Origin of the sequence: Terrabacter sp. LjRoot27, assembly GCF_964254175.1 — a bacterium.
Classification (GTDB): Bacteria; Actinomycetota; Actinomycetes; order Actinomycetales; family Dermatophilaceae; genus Terrabacter.
The window spans coordinates 3,588,583-3,610,080 of record NZ_CAXUSS020000001.1 but is presented as its reverse complement, the minus strand read 5'-3'; the positions used below and the strand labels follow the sequence as shown (position 1 = coordinate 3,610,080).

Below are 21,498 nucleotides of genomic sequence, written 5' to 3'. Positions count from 1 at the left end.
TCAGCGCGGGCAGTCGTCGACGGGCAGGTCGCGTCTCGCGGCGCGCGCACCGCGCAGGCTGACGAGCGAGTCGACCGTGAGGACGATGAGCGCGAGCCAGACGATGCCGAAGCCGATCCACCGCTCGCGCGGCATGTGCTCGTCGAGCAGCACGACGGCGCAGAGCAGCTGCATGACCGGGGTGATGAACTGGATGAGCCCGATCGACACGAGCGGGATGCGCCGGGCGGCGGCGGCGAAGCACAGCAGCGGCACGGCGGTGACGAGGCCCGACAGGACGAGCAGCGAGGTGTGCACCCCACCGTGCAGGCCGAACTCGAGGCCGCCCTGCGCACCGACGACGAGCAGCAGCACGACCGCGACCGGCGCGAGCACGACCGTCTCGACGGTGAGCCCGTGGATGGCGTCGAGGCTGACCCCGACCTTCTTCTTCGTCAGCCCGTAGAGCGCGAAGGACACGGCGAGCGTCAGCGCCACCCACGGCACGCGTCCGCCGGACACCCCGAGGTAGACGCCGGCGACGACGCCGATGCCGACGGCCACCCACTGCAGGACGCGTAGGCGCTCACCGAGCACGACGACGCCGAGCGCCACCGTGACGAGGGGGTTGAGGAAGTAGCCGAGCGCGGCCTCGGACGTGTTGCCCGAGGTGACGGCCGCGACGTAGACCACCCAGTTGACCGCGATGAGCACTGCCGCGACCGCCGTGCCGGCGAGCAGCCGGGGCCGTCGCAGGAGCGGGCGGATCCAGCCGAGGTCGCGCACGACGAGCAGCACGACGACGCAGAAGAGCAGCGTCCAGAGGATGCGGTGGGCGAGGATCTCCCACGGCCCGGCGGGCTTGAGCGCGTCGAAGTAGAGCGGGAAGAGCCCCCAGAGGCCGTATGCCGCGAAGCCGAGCAGGGTGCCCCGCCCGACCTCCCCGTGGGGCGCCGTCGACCCCGACCCGAGCGGGCCGGACAGGCTGGGTGCGACGGACGGGGCGGTCTCGCGGGCGGTCACGCCCCCACGGTCCAGGTGTCCCGACCGGCGAGCAGGGCGTCGATGTCGGCGTCGGTGACCTCACCGGTGCGGGCGGAGGCGATCTGCTCGCGCAGGGAGTCGTCGTAGGTCGGACGCTGCACGTTGCGGAAGACACCCATCGGGACGTGCCCGAGCTCGGGGCTGTCGAGCCGCGAGAGCGCGAACGCCGCGGACGGGTCGGCCGCCGAGACGTCGTGGCGCACGATGCGGGCCGGGTCTGCCTCGGCCCGCGGCACGACGGCCAGCGACCCGCGGTCGTCGCGCACGACGACCGTCTCAGCCGTCCCGACCTCCTCACCGTCGGCAAGGTGCAGGATGCGGGCGGCCGCCTCGGTGCGGTCCTTGAGGACGTCGAAGACGCCGTCGTTGAAGATCGGGCAGTTCTGGTAGATCTCGACGAGCGCCGAACCGCGGTGCTCGGCCGCGGCGCGCAGCACCCCGGTCAGGTGCTGACGGTCGGAGTCCATGGTGCGGGCCACGAAGCTCGCCTCGGCGCCGAGCGCGAGCGACACCGGGTTGAAGGGCGTGTCGAGCGAGCCGAGCGGCGTCGACTTCGTCACCTGGCCGACGTGCGAGGTGGGGGAGTACTGCCCCTTGGTCAGGCCGTAGATCTCGTTGTTGAAGAGCAGGATCTTGAGGTTGACGTTGCGGCGCAGCGCGTGGATGAGGTGGTTGCCGCCGATCGAGAGCGCGTCGCCGTCACCGGTGACGACCCAGACCGAGAGGTCCTCGCGCGTCGCGGCGAGCCCCGTCGCGATCGCGGGCGCACGTCCGTGGATCGAGTGCATGCCGTAGGTGTCGAGGTAGTACGGGAAGCGCGAGCTGCACCCGATGCCCGAGACGAAGACGATGTTCTCGCGCTTGAGCCCGAGCTCGGGCAGGAAGCCCTGCACGGCGGCGAGGATCGCGTAGTCACCGCACCCGGGGCACCAGCGCACCTCCTGGTCGGACGTGAAGTCCTTCTTCGTCAGCGCTGTGCCGTCGGTGAGGCGCGGGACACCGGTGGTGCCGAGGGCGCCGGGGGCGCCTGGCCCGCTGGACGGCATACCCAGTTCGATCGTCACTTGGCGGCCTCCTTCAGGGGCACGTCCGAGACGGACGCCACGGCGGTGGCGATGACGTCGGCGAGCTCGCCCGCCTGGAACGGCAGGCCGCGCACCGAGGTGTGCGACTCGATGTCGACGAGGTACTTCGCCCGCAGCAGCATCGCGAGCTGGCCGAGGTTCATCTCGGGCACGATGACGCGCTGGTAGGAGCGGAGCACGTCGCCGGTGTTGGCGGGGAACGGGTTGAGGTGGCGCAGGTGCGCCTGGGCGACGCGGGCCCCGGTGGCCCGCGCGAGGCGTACGGCCGCCGCGACGGGGCCGAACGTCGAGCCCCAGCCGAGGACGAGCACGTCGGCGTCGCCGGACGGGTCGTCGACCTCGAGCGCGCCGATGGTGTCGGCGATCCCGTCGATCTTGGCCTGGCGCAGGCGCGTCATGTGGTCGTGGTTGTCGGGGTCGTAGGAGATGTTGCCCGTGACGTCGGCCTTCTCGATGCCGCCGACGCGGTGCTCGAGGCCGGGCGTGCCCGGGATCGCCCACGGCCGCGCGAGGGTCTCGGGGTCGCGGAGGTACGGGTGGAAGGTCGGCTGGCCCTTGTCGTCCACCGCGTTCGGCTCGGTCGCGAACTCCACGGCGATGTCGGGCAGCTCGGCCGTGCGCGGGAGCCGCCACGGCTCGGAGCCGTTGGCGAGGTAGCCGTCGGACAGGACGATGACCGGGGTCCGGTAGGTCGTCGCGATGCGCACGGCCTCGACGGCGATGTCGAAGCAGTCGGCCGGCGTCGCGGGCGCCACGACGGCCACGGGCGACTCGCCGTTGCGGCCGAAGAGGGCCTGGAGGAGGTCGGCCTGCTCGGTCTTGGTCGGCAGGCCGGTCGACGGACCGCCGCGCTGGATGTCGCAGACGATGAGCGGCAGCTCGAGCGACACGGCCAGGCCGATCGTCTCGGCCTTGAGCGCGAGGCCGGGACCCGAGGTCGTCGTGACCCCGAGCGCCCCGCCGAAGGACGCGCCGAGGGCGGCGCCGACGCCGGCGATCTCGTCCTCGGCCTGCATCGTCGCGACGCCGTAGCGCTTGAGGCCGGCGAGGGTGTGGAGGATGTCGGACGCCGGGGTGATGGGGTAGCTGCCGAGGAAGAGCGGCAGGTGCGCGCGGTGCGCGGCGGCGACGAGGCCGAGCGACAGCGCCACGTTGCCGGTGACGTTGCGGTAGGTGCCGGCGGGCATCGTGGCCGGGGCGACCTCGTAGGCGACGGCGAAGTCCTCGGTCGTCTCGCCGTAGTTGAAGCCCGCGCGCAGGGCGGCGAGGTTGGCCTCGAGGATCTCGGGCTTGTCGGCGAACTTGCTCTTGAGGAACGCCTCGGTGCCGTCCATCGGACGCGTGTAGAGCCAGGAGAGGAGGCCGAGCGCGAACATGTTCTTCGCGCGCTCCTTCTCCTTGCGGGTCAGGTCGGTGAACGACGCCAGGGCCTCGACGGCGATCGACGTCAGCGCGACGGGGTGCACGTCGTAGCTCTCCAGGGAGCCGTCCTCGAGGGGGCTCTCGACGTAGCCGACCTTGGAGAGGTTGCGCTTGGTGAACTCGTCGGTGTTGACGATGATCGCGGCGCCGCGCGGCAGGTCGCGCAGGTTGGCCTTGAGGGCGGCGGGGTTCATCGCGACGAGGACGTCGGGGGCGTCACCCGGGGTCAGCACGTTGTGGTCGGCGAAGTGCAGCTGGAAGCTCGAGACGCCGGGCAGCGTGCCCTGGGGCGCCCGGATCTCGGCGGGGAAGTTCGGCAGCGTCGACAGGTCGTTGCCGAGCAGCGCCGTCTGCGACGTGAACCTGTCGCCGGTGAGCTGCATGCCGTCACCGGAGTCCCCGGCGAATCGGATGACCACGCGATCGAGCTTCTGGACCAGTTTGGCTCTCATGCTCTGCGACGTCCTCGAACTTCCATACGATTCACTGCCCGGGGCCCTGTGCGGCGGGCAACTTCCATGCTATGTCGCCCTCCGAGCACATTTGCGCAGGTTGCCATCACGTGGACAGGCGTGGCGGTCGGGACGCGGACCCAGCCGTCGGGCCCGCACGGCCTCCGACCGAGGGCGTATGCCGTCAGGTGCGTCGCGCGAGCCGACCGAGCAGGTGCCGGGCGAGCCCACCGAGGCCGACCGCCAGCAGGGTCGTCAGGGCGGCGGCCCAGACGACGAGGGCCACCGGGGAGGACTCGTCGAGGATGCCGGCGCGGGCGACGATCCACATGAGCAGCGGGGTCAGGCCGGTGACGAGCACGTAGACCGCGCCGGAGGCGAGGACGGCGTGGGGGCTGCCCCGGCGCAGGCCCCACGCCGACCGGAACGCGGTGATGCCGAGCGCGATCGCGGGCACGGCGAGCACGACGTAGGTCACCTGGTAGGGCCTGGTGGCTTCCCGGACCCAGCCGAAGCGCTCGGCGAGCCCGAGCGGCACGGAGAGGATCCAGAGGCTCGCGACGAACCACGACGTGAACGGGCCGAAGAGGTTGACGAGGCTCCGGCGCCCGGCGACGACCGCGTGGTTGCGACGCAGCACGCGTGCGTCCTCGGTGCCCTTCCACCGCGGTGCGTCCGGCGTCGGGACCGCGCCGGGCACGTCGAACTCCCGCCAGGTGCGGGGCTGGACGAGCAGGGCGAGCCAGACGAGGCCGGAGAGGATGGCGTAGGCGGCCACCGTGAGCCAGGGCCCGTCGGGGTCGACCCCGAAGCGGTCGGCGCCGACGGCTGCGGCCGTAGCCATGGCGACGACGCACCCGGTGAGCGGGGCGGCGACGAAGGCGAGGATCGACTCGAGCGGCGCCACGGCGCGGCTGCCGTCGAGCACCGGCCCCGTGCCGTCGTCGGCGCGCGGCTCGTCCCGGAGGCGCAGGCGCAGCGCCCGGCGGGCCACGCCCACGGCGAGGTCGACCGGCCCGTGCAGCGTCGACCGCCAGAAGGTGGCCACCGGCCGCACCCACGGGCGTCCGGTGGCGTAGTCGTCCCGTGCGGCCCGGGCGAGCTGCGACGGCTCGACGTCGACGCCCACGGGGACGACGACGTGGCGGCGGCCGTAGCCGGCCAGGCCGATGGGCGCGTCGTCGTCGAGGGCGCCCTCCCAGACGAGGACGTCGCCGAGCCCCTCGCGGGCCAGCGCGGCCTGCAGCACCTGCTCGCGCTCCTCGGCGGGGACGTGGATGCCGCGTACCGCGCGCACCGCCCGCTCGTCGCCGAAGCGCAGGTAGGTCGCGGCGACGGGGGCGAGGCAGCCGAGCGCGAAGCACCAGAACCACGGGCCGCCCCGCTGGACCCACGCGGTCAGGGCGAGCGACGGCCACGCGGTGCCGACGAGGAGCGCGAGCACCCCGGCAGCCCACACGGGAAGCACCCGCAGCGGCAGGCGGACACGCGCCGCCCCCGTCACATCACCCCTGACCGACATGGGGCCCGAGCCTAGCCACGGGAAGCCGGTCACGGGGACCGCGCCACTCGCGTACCGGCATGGATAGGCTGGCCGTCATGTCCGGGTACGTGGCCGTCGCAGCGGTGCTGGGGGCGGGCGTCCTGCTCGTCACGGCGGCGATGGTCGTGCGACGGCTCCTCGCCCCGCGCGCCGCGCACGCAGCCAAGCTGACGACGTACGAGTCGGGCGTCGACCCGGTCGGCGAGGGCTGGGCCCAGACGAAGGTCCGCTACTTCGTCTTCTCCTTCCTCTACGTCATCTTCGCCGTCGACGCGATCTACCTCTTCCCGTGGGCGACCGTCATCCGGGACGCCGACCTCGGTCGCGCGAGCCTCGTCGAGATGGGCATCTTCATCGGCGTCATCGTGCTCGGCCTGGCCCACGCGGGCCGCCGCGGCCTGCTGAGGTGGGTGTGATGGACGAGCCCACCAGCCAGCCCACCAGCCAGCCCACCAGCCAGCCCACCAGCCAGCCCACCAGCCGGCCCGTCAGCCTGCCGATGCCGACCATCGGGCCGGCGTCGATGGGCGTCCTCGGCGCCCACGCTCCCAAGCCGATCAAGGTCGTGCTCAACTGGGGACGGCGCTACTCCCTGTGGGTCTTCAACTTCGGGCTCGCCTGCTGCGCCATCGAGTTCATCGCCGCGTCGATGGGCCGCCACGACTTCATCCGGCTCGGTGTCATCCCGTTCGCCCCGGGTCCGCGCCAGGCCGACCTGATGATCGTCTCGGGCACCGTCACCGACAAGATGGCGCCGGCGATCCGTCGTCTCTACGACCAGATGCCCGAGCCGAAGTACGTCATCTCCTTCGGTGCCTGCTCCAACTCCGGTGGCCCCTACTGGGACTCGTACTCCGTGACGAAGGGCGTCGACCAGATCGTCCCCGTCGACGTCTACGTCCCCGGCTGCCCGCCGCGTCCCGAGGCGCTGCTGCACGGCATCATCCGCCTGCAGGAGCAGATCGCGACCGAGCGCCTGTCGACCCAGAAGCTCAAGGGGAGGTATGCCGGCACGCGCGTCGGCAGCGCCGGTGACCTCCGCCGTCCCCTCCTGCGCCGTGGTGCGAAGCCGGGGGAGGACGGCCGGTGAGGGTCACCGACGTGCGCGACGTGCCCTTCGGGGAGTGGTCGAGCACGGTGCTCTCGCTCCGTGAGGAGGGCTACGCGTACTTCGACTGGCTGACGGCCGTCGACGAGACCGACCGCGAGGGCGACGACGCGGGCTTCGACGTCGTCTGCCACCTGCTCGACACGCGCGAGCCCGGCGCGCTGACGTCGGTCCTGCTGCGCACCCGCGTCCCCGAGGGGCTGCCCGTCCCGTCGCTGACGGGGATCTTCCGCGGCGCGGCGTGGCACGAGCGCGAGACCCACGAGATGTTCGGCATCGACTTCGACGGCTTCGACGACGGCAGCGGCCTCGGCCTGCGCCCGCTCCTGCTGCCCGACGGCTTCGAGGGCACGCCGCTGCGCAAGTCCTTCGTCCTCGCGGCCCGCGCCAGCAAGGCCTGGCCCGGCGCCAAGGAGCCCGGCGAGGGCCACGACTCCGCCCGCGCGCCCGGCCGTCGACGTGTCCAGGCGCCCGGCGTCCCCGGCCCGGAGTGGGGGCCGCGATGAGCGACCTCGCTCCGTGGCTCGAGGTCGTGCTGCGCGCTGTCGCGGTGCTCGCGGCCTTCCTCGTGCTGCCGCTGCTTGTCGGCCAGACCGAGCACAAGGTCATGGCCCACATGCAGGGCCGGCTCGGGCCGATGTACGCCGGCGGCTTCCACGGGTGGGCGCAGCTCGTCGCCGACGGGGTGAAGTTCGTCCAGAAGGAGGACATCACCCCGGCGCGGGCCGACCGGTGGGTCTTCCGCCTCGCCCCGTTCGTCGCGCTCATCCCCTACCTCGTGGCCCTCGCGGTCATCCCGCTGTCGCCCCGGGTCGTCGGGGCCGACGTCGACGCGAGCGTCGTGCTCGTCCTCGCCGTCATCGGGGTCGGCATCATCGGCACCCTCATGGCCGGGTGGGCCTCGGCCAACAAGTACTCCCTGCTCGGCGCGATGCGCGCCGCCGCGCAGCTCGTGTCCTACGAGCTGCCGATGGTGCTCGCGGTCGCCTCGGTCGCGCTCGCCGCGGGCAGCCTCTCGCTCGTCTCCATCGCCGAGGCGTGGAACCCGTGGTGGCTGCTGTGGCAGCTCCCCGGTGCGGTCGTCTTCCTCGTCGCGGCCCTCGCTGAGCTGCAGCGCCCGCCCTTCGACATGCCGCTCGCCGACTCCGAGATCGTCTTCGGCGCCTTCACCGAGTACACCGGTCTGCGCTTCGCCTTCTTCCTGCTCGCCGAGTACGCCGGCATCGTCGTCATGTCGCTGCTCTTCGCCGTGCTCTACCTCGGCGGCTGGTCCGGGCCCTTCGAGCAGTGGCTCGGCTGGCTCTGGACCGTGCTCAAGGGCTTCCTCGTCGCGGTCATCGTCATCTGGCTGCGCGTGTCGTGGCCGCGCATGCGCGAGGACCAGCTCCAGCGCCTCGCCTGGGTGTGGCTCGTGCCGATGGCCCTCTTCCAGCTGGCCCTCACCGCCGTCGGGGTGGTGCTGACCTCATGACCCACCACACCCTCAACCGTCGAAAGGCCACAAACCGGGGCCCACGAGCGGCCCGGTGGGCGCCGTCGCCCCGGTTTGTGGCCTTTCGACGGTGCAAGCACGGGGACGGTGGAGCACAGATTGTGGCCTTTCGACGGTGGAAGAGGAGGTGAGCGGACATGGCTGACGGCATCATCCCGGGGCTCGTCAAGGGGCTCGCGACGACGGCGAAGTCGCTGACCCGGCACACGCACACGGCCGAGTACCCCGACGTCTCGCCCGCGCTCCCACCCCGGTCACGCGGGGTGATCGCGCTCACCGAGGAGAACTGCACCTCGTGCATGCTCTGCGCGCGCGAGTGCCCCGACTGGTGCATCTACATCGACTCGCACAAGGAGGAGCTGCCCCCGACGACGCCGGGCGGCCGCGCCCGCCAGCGCAACGTGCTCGACCGCTTCGCCATCGACTTCTCGCTCTGCATGTACTGCGGCATCTGCATCGAGGTCTGCCCGTTCGACGCGCTGCACTGGAGCCCGGAGTTCGAGTACGCCGAGACCGACATCCGCGACCTGCTCCACGAGAAGGACCGCCTCGGCGCGTGGATGGCCACCGTCCCGGCGCCGCCGGCCCTCGACCCCGGCAGCGCCGACCCCGCCGAGGTCACGGCCGCGGCGAAGCCGGCCCGCGGGTCCGCCGGAGGCGACGCTGGTGGTACGCGTGGGGCCGGGGCCGCCGCCCGCCCGACGCGGGTGCGCCGCGAGACCACGACGCCGCCGGCCGCCGCGCCCGCCCAGCCCGCGCCCGCCCAGCCCGCGCCCGCCCAGCCCGCGGTCGAGCAGACGCGGGTCATGCCCGCGGTCGAGCCGGCCGCCCAGTCCGCTGCCGAGCAGACGCGGGTGATGCCCGCGGTCGAGCCGGCAGCCCAGCCCTCGGCCGAGCGCACGGCCCCGCTGCCGGCGGCCGAGCGCACCGCGAGCCTGCCCGCTGCGGAGGAGACTTCCGTCCTCCCGCCCGCCGACGGCGCCGAGGCCGAGCAGGCCGCGGACCGTGCTGCCGCACAAGGGGACTCGACGCAGGTCATGCCGACGGTGTCGACCGACGAGGAGGGGAGCGAGTGACGACCCGCGACATCGTCTTCACCGCGGTCGGCGCCGTGACGGCTCTGTCAGCGCTGCTGTCGGTCACGACGAAGCAGGTCGTGCACGCGGCGCTGTGGCTCCTCGTCTCCCTCGGTTCGCTGGCCGGCGCCTACCTCGTGCTCGGGCAGGAGCTCGTCGGACTCGTCCAGCTGCTCGTCTACGTCGGCGCCATCGTCGTGCTCGTCCTCTTCGCGCTCATGCTGACCCGCGCGCCGATCGGCCCCCACGCCGAGATCGACACCCCGTGGTGGCAGCGCCTGGCCGGCGCCCTCCTCGGCGCCGCGACGACGGCGCTGCTCGCATCGTTGCTGCTCCCGCTCTTCTCCGGAGCGAGCGTCGACCTCGACACCCCGACGACGACCACGCCCCAGGTGGCGCAGGCCGTCTTCGGCACGTGGGTCTGGCCCTTCGAGCTGCTCTCGGTGCTGCTCCTCGTCGCGCTCATCGGCGCCTTCGCCGTGTCGCGTCTCGTCCTGCACCGCGACGCTGGCGACGCCGGCGACCGTGGCGACGGCGTCCGGCGGCAGAGCCCCGTCACGACGGGCGCGCAGGAGGGCGGCCGCGGATGATCCACCTCTCGCTGCCCGCCGCCCTCGCGGCGCTGCTGGCCGGCATCGGTGTCTACGGCGTCCTCGCGCGCCGCAACGCCGTCCTCGTGCTCATCGGGGTCGAGCTGATCCTCAACGCCGCCAACCTGCTGCTCGTCACGGCCGGGTCGCGCCCCGGCGCACCCCTCTCGGCCGGTCCCGTCCTCACCCTCTTCGTCATCACGATCGCCGCGGCCGAGATCACCGTGGCGCTCGCGATCATCCTCGTGATGTTCCGCCGCACGGGGCACATCGACCTCACGGCGGTCCCCGACCTCAGCGACGACGGGCCCGACGAGCCGGACGAGCCCGACGAGCTGGCCGACGACCGGGACGGCCGGCACAGAGACCGGGGCAGCCGGGGCAGCCGGGACAGCCGGGACAGCCGGGACGACGCCCGGGACGCGGAGACCCGACGTGAGCCGGCGACGGCAGCGGGGGAGGGCGCCGCATGAGCTGGATCGTGCGGATGATCGTCGTGCTCCCGGCGCTGGCGGCCCTCGTCGGGCTGCTCGCCCGGCGCCAGCGCGGCCTCGCAGCAGCCGTCGCCGTCGCGGTGTCGGCCTACGTCGCGCTGCTCGGACTCATCCAGTGGATCGCGCCGTCGCGCACCGCCGACATCGACTCCATCGGCAGCCTGCCGCTCGGCGACCTCTCGGTGCCGCTGCACCTGCTCTCCGACCGCGTCTCCGGCCTCGTGGCGTTCGTCGTCGCCCTCGTCGTGCTCGGCATCCAGGTCTTCACCGCGTGGTACCTCCGCGACGACCCCCGCTACGGCCAGTTCGCCGCGACCGTCTCGCTCTTCGCGGCCGGCATGCTGCTCCTCGTCCAGTCGGGCGACCTCGTCCTCATGCTCGTCGGCTGGGAGGTCATGGGCTGGTGCTCATGGCTGCTCATCGGCCACGACAGCGAGCGCGCGGCGGCGAGGCGAGCGGCGTACAAGGCCTTCATCGTCACCCGGGTCGCCGACATCGCCATGGTCGTCGGCATCGTCGCGCTCTCGGTGCGGGCCCGGTCCACCGACCTCATGGCGGTGCTCACAGCCACCGGTGACGGCACGTTGCTCACGATCGGGCTCGTCGGCGTCGTCATCGGCGTCGCCGGCAAGTCGGGTCTCGTCCCGTTCCACGACTGGCTCCCCGACGCGATGGAGGGCCCGACCCCGGCGTCGGCCCTCATCCACGCGGCGACGATGGTCGCGGCCGGCACCTACGTCATCGCGCGCCTCTTCAGCCTCTACGCCGGGCACGACGGTGCGCGCACGCTGCTCGCCGTCCTGGCCGCGGTGACCATGGTCTACGCCGCGCTGCTCGCGCTTGTGCAGACCGACCTCAAGCGGATGCTCGCCTACTCGACCCTGAGCCAGATCGCGATCATGCTCTCGGCCCTCGCCGCGGCACCGGCCGAGCTCGGGCCCGGCGCCGGCATCGCGCACCTCGTCGGCCACGCGTTCTTCAAGTCGCTGCTCTTCCTCGGGGCCGGTTGGCTCTCGGTGCTCGCCGGCGCCACGGCCGTCGCCGCACTGCGCGGCCGACTGCGCCCGACCGGTGCGCTGCGCTGGTCGATGGGGATCGGCCTCGCCGCCCTGGCCGGGGTGCCTCCGCTCATCGGCTTCTTCACCAAGGACACCGTCATCGACGCGGCGCTCGAGGGCGCGGCGGGCGGTGGCGGCTTCCGCGCGTGGCTCGTCGTCGTGGCCCTCTTCGTCACCGTCGTGCTCACGGCCGCCTACTGCACCCGGGCCTGGCTGCTGCTCGACACCCCGGTCGCCGCGACGGGCGACCTGCCCGACCCCGGCCCCGCCGTCGTCGCCGAGGAGGACGTCGCCGTCGTGACCACCACCGACAGCGCCGACGACGCCGAGGTCGAGCGGGTCCACGCCCACGGCCACGCACCGATCACGCTCCCGGCCGCGCTCGTCGTGTCCGGGCTCGCCGCCCTCACCGTCGTCGGCACCCTCTTCCTCGTCAGCCTCCGCGGCGGCGTGCACGTCGGGCTCCTCAGTGCGCTCCTGTCCGTGCTGCTCGTCGCCGGCGCCGCGTATGCCGTGTGGTCCCTCAGCGACCGCGGCCGGCTCGACGTCGCCGACCGTGTCCCCGGCCGCGTCCGGGAGCCCGCGGTGCGTGGCTTCGGCGTCGACACGGCATACGTCGGCGTCGGCCGAGCGGTCACCGCGGTCGCGCGGCTCGTCGTGGCGCTCGACCGCGACGTCGTCGACGCCTACCCGCGCGCGACGGCCGTGGTCGCCCGCGCCGCCGGCCGGGCGGGGGAGCGCGGCCACCGCGCGGTGCCCTCGCTCTCGCTGCTCAGCCTGCTCGTCGGCGTCGTGGTCGTCGCCGTCCTGGGGGTGGCCGCATGGCGCTGACCCTCATGCTCCTGCTGCCGTTGCTCGCGGCGATCGCCCTCATCGCGATTCCCGGCGAGTCGACGGTCGAGCGCGGCATCGCGCTCGGGTCCACCGTCGTGACGGCGGTGCTCGCTGTCGTCGTCGTCTGGGGCCGCCACGAGGTGGACGTGCCGTGGATCCGTTCGCTCGGTGTGCGCTGGCACTTCGGCGTCGACGGCATCTCGGCGGCGCTCGTGCTCCTCACGGCCCTGCTCACCGTCGCCGTCGTCGCGCACGCGCTGACCGGGCCGATCCCCAAGGGGGGCACCGGCTCGACCTTCCTCGGCTGCATCCTGCTCGTCGAGGCCGGTGCGCTCGCGACCTTCATGGCGCGCGACGCGATCCTCTTCTTCATCGCCTTCGAGGTCGTGCTCGTGCCGATGTGGGTGCTCGTGCGGCGCTTCGGTGACGACCACGTGCCCGACGAGACGCGCGCCGACGCCGCGGGCCGTTTCGTCCTCTTCACGGTGCTCGGCTCGACGCTGATGCTCGTCGGCATCCTCTTCCTCGTCCACCACCAGGGGACGAGCGACCTCACCGTTCTCGCCGACCGTCACGGCGCGGGCCTCTCCCGTCCGCTCCAGGTCGCGATCGCCGCGATCCTGCTGCTCGGGCTCGGCATCAAGGTGCCGCTGTGGCCGCTGCACACGTGGCTGCCGTCGGCGCACACCATCGCCCCCACCGCCGGGTCGGTGCTCCTCGCCGCGGTGCTGCTCAAGATGGGGACCTACGGCATCGTCCGGCTCGCCGTCGGCACCGTGCCCGAGGGAGTCGCCCAGCTGAGCCCGGTCCTCGCGATCCTCGGCGTCGTCGGGATCCTCTGGGGAGGCCTGGCCTGCCTCGTCGAGCGCGACCTCAAGCGCCTCATCGCCTACAGCTCCGTCGCGCACATGGGTTTCGTCGCCCTCGCCATCGCGTCGGGCAGCGAGACCGGCCTGCAGGCGGCGCTCTTCGGCAACATCGCGCACGGAGTCGTCGCGGCCCTGCTCTTCTTCGTCGTCGGCGACCTCAAGGAGCAGTGGGGGTCGTCCGACCTGCACGTCGCCCGGGCCGCCCTGCGCGACAAGGCGCCTCGCTTCGCACTGGCACTCGTCGTCGGCCTGGCGGCCGCGCTCGGGCTGCCCGGCCTCGTCAGCTTCTGGGGTGAGTTCCTCGCGCTGTATGCCGCATGGTCGCCCGCTCCCGACCGGCCCGTCGCGCTCCTGCGCGTCTGCGTCGTGCTGGGTGCCGTGGGCCTCGCGCTCGCGGCGGCCTACGCGCTCCGGGTCGCCCGGATCGTGTGGGCGGGAGAGGGCAGCGACGCGGCGCAGGGGCCGGCTGCCGAGCCGGTGGCGGACGCCCGTGGCGCCCGCTGGGCCGTCGCCGTGACCCTCGTCGCCGTCATCGTCACGCTCGGGGTGCTCCCGCACCTGCTGCTCGGCCTCTCGGACGCCGCGACGTCCGGCCTGCTCTCCGGCCTGGGGGTGTCGCCGTGAAGGGCCTCGCCATCGACTACGCCATGCTCCTGCCGGCGATCGTGCCGGTCGCCGGCCTCGTGCTCGTGCTCGTCGCCGACCTCGTCGCGCCGCGCCTGCGCCGGGTGCCCTACGCCATCGCCGGTCTCGCCGCGATCGGGTCCGCCGTGGCCACCGTGCCGGGGCTCGCGCTCGGCGGCGGGTCGACCCGCGAGACGTTCTGCCTGACCGGGCGGACCGCCGCGAGCGCGGCGGCGCCCACGGTCGACGGGCTGCCGCAGGTCTGCCTGTGGCAGGCCGACGCGCTCGGCAGCACCCTCCAGCTCGCGGCCGCCGTCTCGGCGGTCGTCTGCATCGCCCTGGCCTGGCCCCGCACGCGGCGACGGCGTCCGGCCGACAGCACCCGGGAGCCGGTCGAGGCCGTGCTCCTGCTCGCCGCCCTGGCCGGCACCGTCGTCGTGGCGGCCAGCCGCGACGTCGGCACGTGGCTCATCGCGCTCGAGCTCGCGACCCTGCCCGTCATCGCGCTCGTCGCCCTCTCCGGCCGTCGGTCGGCCGTGGCGGGCGCCACGCAGCTGCTCGTGACGTCCCTCGTGTCCTTCGCGCTGCTCGTGCTCGGCGTCGCGCTGTGGTTCGCCGCGACCGGGAGCCCGTTCCTGACCCCGGACGCCGCGCTCGCGTCGGGAGGTGCCTTCTCGGCCGGTTCGGGTGCAGCGACGGCCGTCGTCTTCCCGTCGGTCTCGGGCGGGGTCGTCGCGCTGGCCACGGTCCTCGTCGTCGCCGGCGTCGGCTTCAAGCTCTCGCTCGTGCCCTTCCACGCGTGGACGCCCACGGCATACGCCGGCTCGTCGGTGCCCGTGGCGACCTTCCTCGCGACGGTCTCCAAGATCGCGGCGCTCGCGGCGCTGCTCGTCGTGCTCCGGGCGGTCGCCGCGCTCGGGACGCCTGCCCTGCTGTCCATCGCGCTGCTCGCCTCGCTCAGCATGACGCTCGGCAACGTCATGGCCCTGCGCCAGGACGACGTCGTGCGCCTGCTCGCGTGGTCGACGGTCGCGCAGGCGGGGTGGGTCGTGCTGCCGCTCGTCAGCATCTCGGCCCTCGGGGTCGGCGCCAGCGCGACCTACCTGCTCACCTACGTCGTCGCGACCCTGGTGGCTTTCGCCGTCGTCGCGGTCACCGTGCGCGACCGACCCGGCGCGGGCCGCTCCATCGCCGCCTACGAGGGACTGTGGCAGCGCAGCCCGTGGCGCGCCGGCGCGCTCGCCCTGGCGCTGACGTCGCTCGCGGGGCTCCCGCCCGGCGTCATCGGCCTCGTCGGCAAGATCACGGCCCTGCGACCGGTCGTCGCCGAGGGCTGGGTCTGGCTCGCGGTCGTCGCCGCGGTCAACGCCGTGATCGGGGTCGCCGTCTACCTGCGCTGGCTGCGCGCCGTGATCACCGCCCCCGAGGTGGCTCCCGACAGCGTCTCGGGTGCGCCGACGTCCGAGGCCGCTGCCCCCGCACCGGCCTCCGTCGCGCGACGACGCCCGGTCATGGTCGCCGGGCTCGTCCTCGCGTCCGCCGTGCTCGTCGTCGTCAGCGTCCAGCCCGACCTGCTCCTGCGTCTCCTCGGCTGACGCGACCCGGCACGCGCTGACGGCCCCGAGGCGAAGGAGGCCTCGGGGCCGTCAGCGGTCGAGCACGGTGCGACCGTCCGCACCGGTCAGGTGGTGAGGGCCGGCTGCGGAGCAGCACCGGCGGCGACGGCCTCGTCGTCGGCGGTCTTGGCGTGGCGCAGGCCGAGCAGTGAGAGCACGAGCAGCAGAGCGGCTGCGAGCAGGGCTGCGATACCGGCATACAACGCGATCGTGCCCATGGTGCCGAAGGCGTACGCGTTGAGCAGGAGGCCCCGCAGGGTGTTGCCCATGAAGAGGCTCTGGCGCAGGTCGCCGAGGGCCTGGACCGTCTCGGGGTCGGCGTCGGGGTCCTTGACGGCCTTGAGGTACTCGCCCGAGACCTCGGAGTAGGTCTTGTTGTTGGACTGCGTGTTCATGTGCACGAGGATGTAGTGGTCGGCGAAGGCCTTGGCCTGGGCGCCGTTCTCCATCTTCTGGCCGGCGTACTGCAGCAGGGCGTCCTTCTGGTCCTGGGTCTCGAGCGCGGCGGCTGCCGGCATCGTGATGTTCTGCTGGCTCAGCTGCTCCTTGACGTTGCTGGCGACGAAGCTGCTCGCGTAGATCAGGAGAGCACCGGCCACCGCCAGGACGACGGCCATGATGAGGCCCGTCCACGAGATCAGCCGGTCGAGAGTCTTGCGCATCATGTGCTTCTTTCATCGGATGGGATGTCGGGTTCCCCAACACCGCAAAACTACTACCGCATGTAGTAGATAAGTTGCCCGTTCAACGATGTCGGCGGGAGATCTGGGTCACAGAGATCGCCGAGGCTGCTCCCAGCGCTCTCCCAGCCGACTCCCAGTGGGAACACGCGTTGCGGGTCGGTCGTTCACCCGACATGCACAACCACTTCAACGGGCTCAAGACGGCCGCCCTCTTCGGCGGCATCTGGGCCCTCCTGCTCGGGATCGGCGCGCTCGTCGGCGGCGGGCGCTTCATCTGGTTCTTCGCCCTCATCGGCGTCGCGATGACGTTCTACGGCTACTGGAACAGCGACAAGCTCGCGATCCGGGCCATGCACGCCTACCCGGTCTCCGAGGCGCAGGCGCCGGCGATGTACCGCATCGTGCGCGAGCTCTCGACCGCCGCCGGCAAGCCGATGCCACGCCTCTACATCAGCCCGACCCAGGCGCCGAACGCCTTCGCGACGGGCCGCAACCCGCAGAACGCCGCGGTCTGCTGCACCGAGGGCATCCTCGGCCTGCTCGACGAGCGCGAGCTGCGGGGCGTGCTCGGTCACGAGCTCATGCACGTCTACAACCGCGACATCCTCACCAGCTCGGTCGCCGCGGCGGTCGCCGGTGTCATCACCTCGATCGGCCAGATGCTGATGTTCTCGAGCATCTTCGGAGGCGGCGGCTCCGACGAGGACCGTCCCAACCCGCTCGCGCTGCTCGCGATGAGCCTTCTCGCGCCGATGGCCGCGATGATGATCCAGATGGCGATCAGCCGCACCCGCGAGTACGACGCCGACGAGGACGGCGCGAAGCTGACGGGTGACCCGCTCGCCCTCGCCTCGGCACTGCGCAAGCTCGAGTCCGGCGTCGCCCGCGCGCCGCTCGCTCCCTCCCAGGACATCGTCAACGCGAGCCACATGATGATCGCGAGCCCCTTCCGGGCGCAGGACGTCACCCGGTTCCTCTCGACGCACCCCCCGATGGACCAGCGCATCGCGCGTCTCGAGAGCATGGCCGGCGGTCCGCTCCACCGCTGACCGGGCGGGTCGTCCACGACGAGAGCCCACCCGGGCGACGGCGGGCCCGCCGATCTGGCAGGCTCGCCCCCATGCGCAGTCTCACCCTGGCCGAAGCCCGCGAGCGATCCTCGCTGATCACCGTCACGTCGTATGCCGTCGAGCTCGACCTCGACCAGGGGGCGGAGGTCTTCGGCTCGCGCACCAGCGTCCGGTTCACGTGCGCCACGCCGGGCGCCGACTCGTGGATCGACCTCAAGGCCCGCACCGTCGAGACGCTCTCGCTCAACGGCGAGCCGCTCGACCCGGCCGGCGTCGTCGACGGGCGTCTCCCGCTGCCGGGCCTCGCCGCGGACAACGAGCTCGTCGTCGCCGCGACGATGGCCTACAGCCACGACGGCCAGGGGCTGCACCGGGCCACCGATCCCGCCGACGACCTCGACTACGTCTACGGCCACCTCTTCCTCGACGCCGCCCCCAGCGTCTACGCGTGCTTCGACCAGCCCGACCTCAAGGCGCCCTACGACGTCACGGTCCACGCGCCCCTCGACTGGACGGTCATCGGCAACGGCGCCGCCTCGCAGGCGGGCGCGGGCACGTGGACGCTCGCCACGACGAAGCCGCTCGCGACGTACTTCATGACGGTGTGCGCCGGACCGTACGTCTCCGTGCACGACGAGCACGACGGCATACCCCTGGGCCTTCATGCGCGGGCCTCGCTGCGTGAGCCGCTCGAGCGGCACGCGGCCGAGCTCTTCGACGTGACGAAGCGGTCGTTCGACTACTTCCACGGGCTCTTCGGCATCCGCTACCCCTTCGGGGAGTACCACCAGGTCTTCGTGCCGGAGTTCAACGCCGGTGCGATGGAGAACCCCGGCTGCGTGACGTTCCGCGACCAGTACCTCTACCGCGGCGCCGCGACGCGCGACGAGCTGCTGTCGCGGGCCAACACCGTCAGCCACGAGATGTCGCACATGTGGTTCGGCGACATCGTGACGATGAAGTGGTGGGACGACCTCTGGCTCAACGAGTCGTTCGCCGAGTACATGTCGCACCGCTGCCTCGTCGACGCGACCGAGTACACCGACGCGTGGGTCGACTCCTCGATCGTGCGCAAGGTGTGGGGCTACGGCGCCGAGCGGTCCCCGTCGACCCACCCCGTCGCGGGCGTCGAGGCGCTCGACGCGCAGAGCGCGCTGCAGAACTTCGACGGCATCTCGTACGCCAAGGGCGCGGCCACGCTGCGCCAGCTCATCGCGTACGTCGGTGACGACCAGTTCATCGCGGGAGTCCGCGCCTACCTGACCGACAAGTCCTACGGCAACGGCACCCTCGCCGACTTCCTCGCCGCGATCGAGACGGCGAGCGGCAAGGACCTCGAGGCCTGGTCGCGGGCCTGGCTGCTCACGGCCGACCGCGACACGATCTCGGTCGACATCGAGGAGCAGGCCGGCGTGGTCGAGTCGGCCGTCGTGCGGCGCGAGGCGCCCGCTGACCGCCCGGCCGACCGCCCGCACGCCTTCGACGTCGCGGGCTGGACCGACGGGCGCGAGCTCGGACGGGTCCGGGTGACCGTCACCGGGCCGGAGACCACCCTGGCCGAGCTCGAGGGGACCCCGGAACCCGCCGTCGTCGTGCCCAACGCGTCCGACCTGACGTGGGCGCGCGTACGCCTGTCCGACGCCACGGTGGCCGCGCTGCCCTCCCAGCTCGGGCAGATCCCCGACGAGCAGGCGCGCGCGGTCGTGTGGTCGTCGCTCATCGACGGCGTCCACGGCGCGACGGTGTCGCCCGAGGCCTTCCTCGACGTCTTCGACGCCGTGTGGCCGCTCGAGACGAACTCCTCGATCCTGACCCGTGTCGCCGGCTACGCCGAGCACCGGATCGTCCCGTACTTCGTGCCGCGCGCCTCGCAGGAGGCGGCCATGGCCCGTCTCAACCGGGCCGGCGTGGGGCTGCTCGAGCGGGCCACGGCCGGGACGACCGAGTCGCTGGCCGCGGCCCGTCTCGTCGCCGGCACGAGCGACGACGAGGCGCTGCTGCGCGCGTGGGCCGACGGGCAGGGTCTGCCGGCCGGGCTCGAGGACGACGGTGACTTCCGCTGGATCGTCGTGCGCAACCTCGCGGCGCGCGGGCTCATCGGGGTCGCGGAGGTCGAGGGCTTCCGCGGCAAGGACGACACCCTGCAGGGCGGGCTCAACGCGCTCATGTGCCGGGCCAGTCTGCCCGACGCGGAGGCCAAGGCATGGGCGTGGGAGCAGCTGACCGGACGCCAGGGCCGGTCCAACTACGAGATGGTCCACCTCGCGCGCGGCTTCTGGGTCGCGCCCGACGACGCCCTCGTCGCCGACTACGTCCCGCGCTACTTCACCGACGTCCCGGCGATGTCGGCCTGGGTGGGGGAGGACGCCCTGTCGCGGGTCGTGCTCGTCGCGTTCCCGCGGGTCTTCGACGACGAGACGGCACGGCTCAGCGCCGAGGCCATCTCGCGCGACGATCTCACTCCGGCGGTCCACCGCTCCCTCGTCGACGCCGACGCCGAGCTGCGCGAGGCCCTCGCCTCGCGGGCGACGTTCGGCGCTGCCGTCTGACGGTGGTGGGCGCCCCGACCCGCGACGAGCTCCCGGACGTCGTCCGCGACGTGTGCGGCTCGCACCTCGCGCTGCTCGACGAGCGCGTGCCGGGGCTGCTCGAGGGTCTCTACCTGCACGGGTCGCTCGGGTTCGGCGGGGAGTTCCACGGCGGCAGCGACATCGACTTCGTCGCCGTCACGTCTCGCCGTCCCACGGAGGCCGAGACGGACGCGCTGCGCGGGATCCACGCCGAGATCGACAAGAGGTGGCCGGAGCCGCACCACGACGGCTTCTACGTCACGGCCGACGACCTCGCCGGCAGTCCCGACGTCGTGCCCGACGGACCCGGCGTCCTGCACCAGTGGTTCGACGTCGGCACGCACTGCGACATCAAGCACATCACGTGGCGAGAGCTGCGCGACCACGGGATCACCCTGCGCGGCAAGGACCTTCGCGACCTGACGATCTGGAGCGACGACGCCGCGCTGCACCGGTCGACTCGGGAGAACCTCGACACGTTCTGGCGTTCACAGCTCGAGGCGATGGAGCACCACCCGCGGGAGGCCTCGTTGCCCCAGGCCGCCGAGTGGGGTGCCCTCGGCGCGCCGCGGCTCGTCCACCTGCTCGTGACGGGACGACCGACGTCGAAGTCCGGGGCGGGCCGTTGGGCGCGGGAGGCCTATCCGCACCATCGCGACATCGTCGACGAGGGTCTGCGCGTGCGGGAGCGTCCTGACGACCCGTCGACGTATGCCGCCGACCCCGACCGGCGCCGCCGTGACCTCATCGCGTTCATGACCGAGGTCATCGCCGACGGCGTCGCTGTCACGGGTCCCGCCGAGCGGTGAGCCCGGCGTCCCGGGGCGGGTGGGTCGTCGAACGGACCGACGTCACGTCGGCGGAGTCAGCCGTCCTGCTGCGTGACTACCTCGTCGACGTCAGCGACCGCTGGTTCCGGCTGCACGAGGACCGCGACTCGACGCCCGAGGAGATCGAGCAGAGCCTCGCCGAGATGCCGAGCGACGACCTCGCCCCGCCGACGGGTGCCTTCGTCGTCGCGCGGTCGGGGGAGCGGCTCGTCGGCTGCGTCGGTGTGCGCCTCGTCCCGGACCGGTCCGACGTCGCGGAGCTCAAGCGGATGTTCGTCCGGCCGGACGCGCGCGGGACCGGCCTCGCGGCGGCCCTGCTCGCGGCGGCGGAGGAGGCCGCTCGCGACCTGGGTGCCACGAGGGTCCGCCTCGACACCCGTCTCGACCTCGTCGAGGCCCGCGCGCTCTATCTCCGGCAGGGCTACGTCGAGGTGCCGGCGTTCAACGTCGGCGACTACGCCGAGGTCTGGTACGCCAAGACTCTCCGTTGACCGCTCGTTCGTGGAGATCCTCCGGCACCGGGTGCCGAAGGATCTCCACGAACCGGCCTTCAGGTCAGGTCGTACGCGGTCGTGTGGCGCGGCTCGTAGAGCTGGATCTCGTCGGCTCCCGGGACCGCCATCATGACGACGAGGCCGTAGCCGTGGTCGGTGGGGTCGGTCGTGAACACCGCTCCGCGAGCGATGAGCTCGTCCATCGTGACCCGCAGGTCGTTGCAGATGAGCGAGATCGCATGGTGCCGCGGCGCCGACCACGACGACCCCTGCGGACCGCGCGTCGGGTGCACCCCGAGCTCGCTCGGCCCGCTCCCGAAGATGAGCCACGCGGCGTCGTCCGAGACGTCCGAGCCGGGCTCGTCGGTGACGCACGGCCACTGGAGCACGTCGCGGAAGAAGGCGCGCGTCGCCGGTGCGTCGTCGGAGTACACGAGGTTGTGGACGGCAGTGATCATGGACGGGACGCTACGCCGACGAGGGGCGGGACGGCATACCCCTTGTCCGCGGTGCCCGACTGTCGCGTGTGTGGGCCGGGCATGACGAGGTCGCCCTGTCACTCCGC

The 21,498-nt window shown here is 72.7% G+C and carries 20 protein-coding genes; 14 read left to right on the top strand and 6 right to left on the bottom strand.

The window, feature by feature from the left end:
* From rarD to ACSQ2D_RS16620, 4 genes are all read right to left on the bottom strand, one after another.
* Positions 1-1,002, bottom strand: a complete 1,002-nt coding sequence (gene rarD / locus ACSQ2D_RS16635; RefSeq protein WP_435987036.1) for an EamA family transporter RarD — start codon at positions 1,000-1,002, stop codon at positions 1-3.
* Positions 999-2,087 (bottom strand): 2-oxoacid:ferredoxin oxidoreductase subunit beta, encoded by a 1,089-nt coding sequence (locus tag ACSQ2D_RS16630; RefSeq protein WP_435987035.1) that lies wholly within the window; start codon positions 2,085-2,087, stop codon positions 999-1,001. Before ACSQ2D_RS16630 ends, rarD begins: the two co-directional genes overlap by 4 nt.
* The gene (locus tag ACSQ2D_RS16625; RefSeq protein WP_435987034.1) at positions 2,084-3,982 is read right to left on the bottom strand and encodes a 2-oxoacid:acceptor oxidoreductase subunit alpha; all 1,899 of its coding nucleotides are present in this window, start codon (positions 3,980-3,982) and stop codon (positions 2,084-2,086) included. Before ACSQ2D_RS16625 ends, ACSQ2D_RS16630 begins: the two co-directional genes overlap by 4 nt.
* Before the next feature lie 184 nt (positions 3,983-4,166).
* Positions 4,167-5,504, bottom strand: coding sequence for a hypothetical protein (locus ACSQ2D_RS16620; protein ID WP_435987033.1), 1,338 nt, complete (start codon positions 5,502-5,504; stop codon positions 4,167-4,169).
* Positions 5,505-5,581: 77 nt separating this feature from the next.
* Here ACSQ2D_RS16620 and ACSQ2D_RS16615 point away from each other — a divergent pair, with 77 nt between their 5' ends.
* The 10 genes from ACSQ2D_RS16615 (at position 5,582) to ACSQ2D_RS16570 (ending at position 15,265) form a co-directional block, all read left to right on the top strand.
* Entirely contained in the window at positions 5,582-5,941 is a 360-nt protein-coding gene (locus tag ACSQ2D_RS16615) for an NADH-quinone oxidoreductase subunit A (RefSeq protein ID WP_435987032.1), read from the top strand.
* 83 nt (positions 5,942-6,024) lie between these two features.
* Entirely contained in the window at positions 6,025-6,615 is a 591-nt protein-coding gene (locus tag ACSQ2D_RS16610) for an NADH-quinone oxidoreductase subunit B (protein ID WP_435987869.1), read from the top strand.
* Positions 6,612-7,139: an NADH-quinone oxidoreductase subunit C gene (locus tag ACSQ2D_RS16605; protein WP_435987031.1), complete on the top strand. Its 528-nt coding sequence runs from the start codon at positions 6,612-6,614 to the stop codon at positions 7,137-7,139. The genes ACSQ2D_RS16610 and ACSQ2D_RS16605 overlap by 4 nt, the downstream gene beginning before the upstream one ends.
* The gene (gene nuoH / locus ACSQ2D_RS16600) at positions 7,136-8,104 is read left to right on the top strand and encodes an NADH-quinone oxidoreductase subunit NuoH (RefSeq protein ID WP_435987030.1); all 969 of its coding nucleotides are present in this window, start codon (positions 7,136-7,138) and stop codon (positions 8,102-8,104) included. Before ACSQ2D_RS16605 ends, nuoH begins: the two co-directional genes overlap by 4 nt.
* A 158-nt stretch (positions 8,105-8,262) precedes the next feature.
* A complete protein-coding gene (locus ACSQ2D_RS16595) occupies positions 8,263-9,201 on the top strand; it encodes a NuoI/complex I 23 kDa subunit family protein (protein ID WP_435987029.1) in 939 nt (312 codons plus the stop codon).
* A complete protein-coding gene (locus tag ACSQ2D_RS16590) occupies positions 9,198-9,791 on the top strand; it encodes an NADH-quinone oxidoreductase subunit J family protein (protein ID WP_435987028.1) in 594 nt (197 codons plus the stop codon). Before ACSQ2D_RS16595 ends, ACSQ2D_RS16590 begins: the two co-directional genes overlap by 4 nt.
* On the top strand, positions 9,788-10,264 hold the full coding sequence (nuoK, locus tag ACSQ2D_RS16585; protein WP_435987027.1) for an NADH-quinone oxidoreductase subunit NuoK: 477 nt from the start codon (positions 9,788-9,790) through the stop codon (positions 10,262-10,264). The genes ACSQ2D_RS16590 and nuoK overlap by 4 nt, the downstream gene beginning before the upstream one ends.
* On the top strand, positions 10,261-12,174 hold the full coding sequence (locus ACSQ2D_RS16580; RefSeq protein ID WP_435987026.1) for an NADH-quinone oxidoreductase subunit 5 family protein: 1,914 nt from the start codon (positions 10,261-10,263) through the stop codon (positions 12,172-12,174). Before nuoK ends, ACSQ2D_RS16580 begins: the two co-directional genes overlap by 4 nt.
* Complete coding sequence (locus ACSQ2D_RS16575; RefSeq protein WP_435987025.1) at positions 12,165-13,670, top strand: complex I subunit 4 family protein; 1,506 nt, start codon at positions 12,165-12,167, stop codon at positions 13,668-13,670. Before ACSQ2D_RS16580 ends, ACSQ2D_RS16575 begins: the two co-directional genes overlap by 10 nt.
* On the top strand, positions 13,667-15,265 hold the full coding sequence (locus ACSQ2D_RS16570; RefSeq protein ID WP_435987024.1) for a proton-conducting transporter transmembrane domain-containing protein: 1,599 nt from the start codon (positions 13,667-13,669) through the stop codon (positions 15,263-15,265). Before ACSQ2D_RS16575 ends, ACSQ2D_RS16570 begins: the two co-directional genes overlap by 4 nt.
* Positions 15,266-15,351: 86 nt before the next feature.
* Here ACSQ2D_RS16570 and ACSQ2D_RS16565 read toward each other — a convergent pair whose 3' ends face one another.
* Positions 15,352-15,948 carry a hypothetical protein gene (locus ACSQ2D_RS16565; protein WP_435987023.1) on the bottom strand — a complete coding sequence of 199 codons (597 nt, stop codon included), beginning with the start codon at positions 15,946-15,948 and terminating at the stop codon, positions 15,352-15,354.
* Between the two features lie 194 nt (positions 15,949-16,142).
* On the opposite strand from ACSQ2D_RS16565, the gene htpX reads away from it, so the two are divergent.
* The 4 genes from htpX to ACSQ2D_RS16545 all read left to right on the top strand — a co-directional run bounded on the left by htpX (position 16,143) and on the right by ACSQ2D_RS16545 (position 20,930).
* A complete protein-coding gene (gene htpX / locus ACSQ2D_RS16560) occupies positions 16,143-17,018 on the top strand; it encodes a zinc metalloprotease HtpX (RefSeq protein ID WP_435987022.1) in 876 nt (291 codons plus the stop codon).
* A 71-nt stretch (positions 17,019-17,089) separates the two neighbouring features.
* Positions 17,090-19,588 carry an aminopeptidase N gene (pepN, locus tag ACSQ2D_RS16555; protein ID WP_435987021.1) on the top strand — a complete coding sequence of 833 codons (2,499 nt, stop codon included), beginning with the start codon at positions 17,090-17,092 and terminating at the stop codon, positions 19,586-19,588.
* A 2-nt stretch (positions 19,589-19,590) separates the two neighbouring features.
* Positions 19,591-20,418 carry a hypothetical protein gene (locus tag ACSQ2D_RS16550; RefSeq protein WP_435987020.1) on the top strand — a complete coding sequence of 276 codons (828 nt, stop codon included), beginning with the start codon at positions 19,591-19,593 and terminating at the stop codon, positions 20,416-20,418.
* Positions 20,415-20,930 carry a GNAT family N-acetyltransferase gene (locus tag ACSQ2D_RS16545; RefSeq protein ID WP_435987019.1) on the top strand — a complete coding sequence of 172 codons (516 nt, stop codon included), beginning with the start codon at positions 20,415-20,417 and terminating at the stop codon, positions 20,928-20,930. The genes ACSQ2D_RS16550 and ACSQ2D_RS16545 overlap by 4 nt, the downstream gene beginning before the upstream one ends.
* 59 nt (positions 20,931-20,989) lie before the next feature.
* On the opposite strand, the gene ACSQ2D_RS16540 is transcribed toward ACSQ2D_RS16545, so the two are convergent.
* Positions 20,990-21,391 carry a VOC family protein gene (locus ACSQ2D_RS16540; protein ID WP_435987018.1) on the bottom strand — a complete coding sequence of 134 codons (402 nt, stop codon included), beginning with the start codon at positions 21,389-21,391 and terminating at the stop codon, positions 20,990-20,992.
* Between the last annotated feature and the right edge of the window lie 107 nt (positions 21,392-21,498).